The sequence below is a fragment of the Dactylosporangium sp. NPDC005572 genome, from assembly GCF_040605515.1.
GTDB lineage: Bacteria > Actinomycetota > Actinomycetes > Mycobacteriales > Micromonosporaceae > Dactylosporangium.
In genome coordinates, this window is the sequence record NZ_JBEXCY010000027.1 from 1 (window position 1) to 3,393 (window position 3,393).

Sequence of the window (3,393 nt, forward strand, 5' to 3'; positions counted from 1 at the left end):
ATCGGTGACGGAGTAGCGTGCGCGTATGGCTGGTGTGCTCAGCGTGGAGCAGGTTGGTGCTGCTCTCGGCGATCTTCGTGGGTGGGCCGGGGACGCCTCGGTCATCGAGCGGTCCGTTACCGCTGAGTCCTTTCTGGACGGTATCCGGCTCGTCGCCGAGGTGGCGCACGTGGCTGAGCAGGCGGACCACCATCCTGACATCGACATCCGGTGGCGGACGGTGACCTTCCGGCTCAGCACGCACTCGGCGGGTGGGGTGACCGAGAAGGATCTCGCCCTCGCCCGGCAGATCAACGAGTTGATCGGGTAATTCGCGTACCAAGCGAGGGTCGAGTCGCCCCTTTTCGTCGTACCCCCTCGGTAGTGTCCCTCCCATGAACCACTTCGACGTTGCGAGCGCGGCGGTCGAGGCGGCCCTGGCCGCTGGGGCTCGGTATGCCGACGCGCGCGTCATGCACCGGCGTTCCGAGTCGATGACCGCACGGAACGGGGAGATCGAGGAGCTGAGCCAGGACGAGGACGCCGGGGTTGGTGTCCGGGCGCTGGTCGGCTCGAGCTGGGGGTTCTTCGCGGTTCCTGATCTCGGGCGGGACGCGGCGCGGCGGGCCGGGGAGCGGGCCACGGCGATCGCCAGGGCGTCCGCGACGGTGCCGGGGCCGCAGGTCGATCTCGTGGACATCGAGGCGCGGGTGGACTCGTGGGCGAGTGCCTGCGCGGTGGACCCGCTCGGAGTGGCGCTGTCGACGAAGGGTGACCTGCTGACGAGCGCCACGGCCGAGTCGCACAAGGCCGGGGCGGACATCGCCGAGGGGCTGTATCAGATCTGGGACACGCGGAAGTGGTTCGTGTCGTCGCAGGGGCACCGCATCGACCAGCACATCCGCGAGTCGGGGGCGGGCATCTCGGCCACGGTCATCGGTGACGGCGAGACGCAGCGGCGTTCCTATCCGTCGTACCGCGGGCAGTACGGTACCCGCGGCTGGGAGCTGGTCGACGAGTTGGACCTGCAGGCGCACGCCGCGCGGATCGCGGAGGAGGCGCGGGCGCTGCTGACGGCGCCGCACTGCCCGTCCGGCGAGACGACGCTGATCCTGGGCAGCGAGCAAATGGCGCTGCAGATCCACGAGTCGGTGGGGCACGCGATCGAGCTCGACCGGATCCTGGGCTGGGAGGCGGCGTTCGCGGGGACGTCGTGGCTGGAGCTGTCGAAGCTCAACCAGCTTCGGTACGGGTCGGAGCTGATGAACATCACCATCGATCCGACGATTCCGGGGGCGCTGGGATCGTTCGGCTACGACGACGAGGGCACGCCCGCGCAGTCCAGGTACGCGGTGCGCGACGGGATCTGGGTCGGCACACTCGCCGGGCGGGACTCGGCGGCGGTCGCCGGGCTGGACTACGCCGGCAGTGTGCGTGCCGACGGGTGGGCGCGGCTGCCGATGGTCCGGATGACCAACGTCGGGCTGGTGCCCGGGCCGCACACGCTCGACGAGATGATCGCGGCGACCGACGACGGCGTGCTGATGGACTTCAACCGCTCCTGGTCGATCGACGACAAGCGGCTGAACTTCCAGTTCGGCTGCGAGATCGGCTGGGAGATCAAGAACGGCAAGCTCGGCCGGATGCTGCGCAACCCGACGTATACCGGCATCGGGCCGCGGTTCTGGGGCTCGATGGACATGCTGTCGTCGGAGGTGACGGCGTGGGGCACGCCGAACTGCGGCAAGGGGCAGCCGGGCCAGATCGGGCACACGGGCCACCCGGCCTCGGCGGCCCGGTTCACCAACGTGCGCGTGGGGGTGCGGGGATGAGTGCGACCTTGTCCGAGACCGACCTGGCCCAGCGGGTGCTGGAGCTCGTCGGCAGCGGGGTCGAGGCCGAGGTGGTGGTCGAGCGGGCGGCGCTGGCGCTGACGCGGTTCGCCAACTCGTACGTGCACCAGAACGTCGCCGACGAGTCCACGACGATCCGGCTCCGGCTACACGCGGACGGGCGGACCGCCACGACGTCCACGACGGTGCTCGACGGGCTCGACGACCTTGTCCGGCGCACGCTGGAGTCGATGCGGCTCGCGCCCGCCGACCCGACGTGGCCCGGGCTGGCGCCGCCGTCGGCGGTGGCGGCCGGCGGCAACGTCGACGAGGAGACGGCCGCGGCGTCGCCGGACGACCGGGCCTCGCGCGTGCGGGCGTTCGTCCACCAGGCGGCGGGCATGGACACGGCCGGCTACTGCCGCACCTCTTCGACCCGGGCGGTATACGCGAACTCGGCCGGCCAGCACGTCAGCGGCGCCAAGACGAGCGCCGCGATGGACGGCATCGCGCGCACGGCGACCTCCGACGGGCTGGCCCGCCTGGCCGCGGTGCGGATTGCCGACATCGACGGGGCGGTGCTCGGAGCCCGCGCGGCGGCCAAGGCGCGCGCCGGCGAGAACCCGGTCGAACTGCCCCCCGGACGTTACGAGGTGGTGCTCGAGCCGACAGCGGTGGCAGATGTACTGCAGATGCTGGCGGTCTACGGCTTCAACGCCAAGATGGTGCTGGACCGGCAGTCGTTCCTGGAGCTGGGCAAGGCGCAGTTCGACCCGTCGGTGACCGTGATCGAGGATGCCACGGCGCCCGATTCGACGTCGATCCCGTTCGACGTCGAGGGAACGCCGCGGCAGCGGGTCGTGCTGGTCGACGCCGGGGTCTCCGCGGCGGTCGTGCACGACCGGCGCACGGCCGCTCGGGCCGGCGGCGACGCCCGATCGACCGGGCACGCGATCCCGGGCGGGGCGAGCTTCGGCGCCGTGCCGTCCAGCATGCGGCTCCTGCCGACCGACGGCCCGGCGCCGGTCGAGGTCGACGGGCCGCCCGCCGACTCGAGCGTCGCCGCGCTGGTCGCCGGGGTCGAGCGGGGGCTGCTTGTGACCGACAACCACTACACGCGGGTGCTCGACCCGCGGACGCTGGTCGTGACCGGCCTTACGCGCAACGGCGTCTGGCTCATCGAGGACGGCGTGGTCACCACGCCGGTGCGGAACTTCCGGTTCACGCAGTCGTACCCGCAGGCGCTCCAGCCCGGTGCGGTGCTCGGCATCGGTTCCCGGGCGGTCGAGTTACCGGGGCCGTGGAGCGAGGCCGGCTTCATCGCCCCGGCGCTGCGCCTGGCGTCCTGGAACTACACGGGCGGCGCCTCGGGCTGACCTGGGGCGGAGCGGACAGGCGCCTTCTGGGAGAGGCCGGTCGCGAACGACCGCGACCGGCCCGAGGAGGCAGCCCGAGTCGCGGCCTGCGTCGACCCGGCCCCCACGAGCCGGCCGCGCACGACTCGGGCCGGCCCCACGACCCGGCCTGCACGACCCGGCGCGGCCCCACGACCCGGCGCGGCCCCACGACCCGGCGCGGCCCC

At 72.4% G+C, this 3,393-nt stretch carries 3 protein-coding genes; all 3 read left to right on the top strand.

Going from position 1 to position 3,393, the window contains the following annotated elements; all coding sequences use genetic code 11:
- Window positions 1–25: 25 nt before the first annotated feature.
- The 3 genes from ABZS66_RS16175 to ABZS66_RS16185 all read left to right on the top strand — a co-directional run bounded on the left by ABZS66_RS16175 (window position 26) and on the right by ABZS66_RS16185 (window position 3,187).
- Window positions 26–310, top strand: a complete 285-nt coding sequence (locus ABZS66_RS16175) for a 4a-hydroxytetrahydrobiopterin dehydratase (protein WP_354758205.1) — start codon at window positions 26–28, stop codon at window positions 308–310.
- Between the two features lie 64 nt (window positions 311–374).
- Window positions 375–1,811 (top strand): TldD/PmbA family protein, encoded by a 1,437-nt coding sequence (locus tag ABZS66_RS16180; protein ID WP_354758207.1) that lies wholly within the window; start codon window positions 375–377, stop codon window positions 1,809–1,811.
- Window positions 1,808–3,187, top strand: coding sequence for a TldD/PmbA family protein (locus tag ABZS66_RS16185; protein ID WP_354758209.1), 1,380 nt, complete (start codon window positions 1,808–1,810; stop codon window positions 3,185–3,187). Before ABZS66_RS16180 ends, ABZS66_RS16185 begins: the two co-directional genes overlap by 4 nt.
- The last annotated feature ends 206 nt before the right edge of the window (window positions 3,188–3,393 follow it).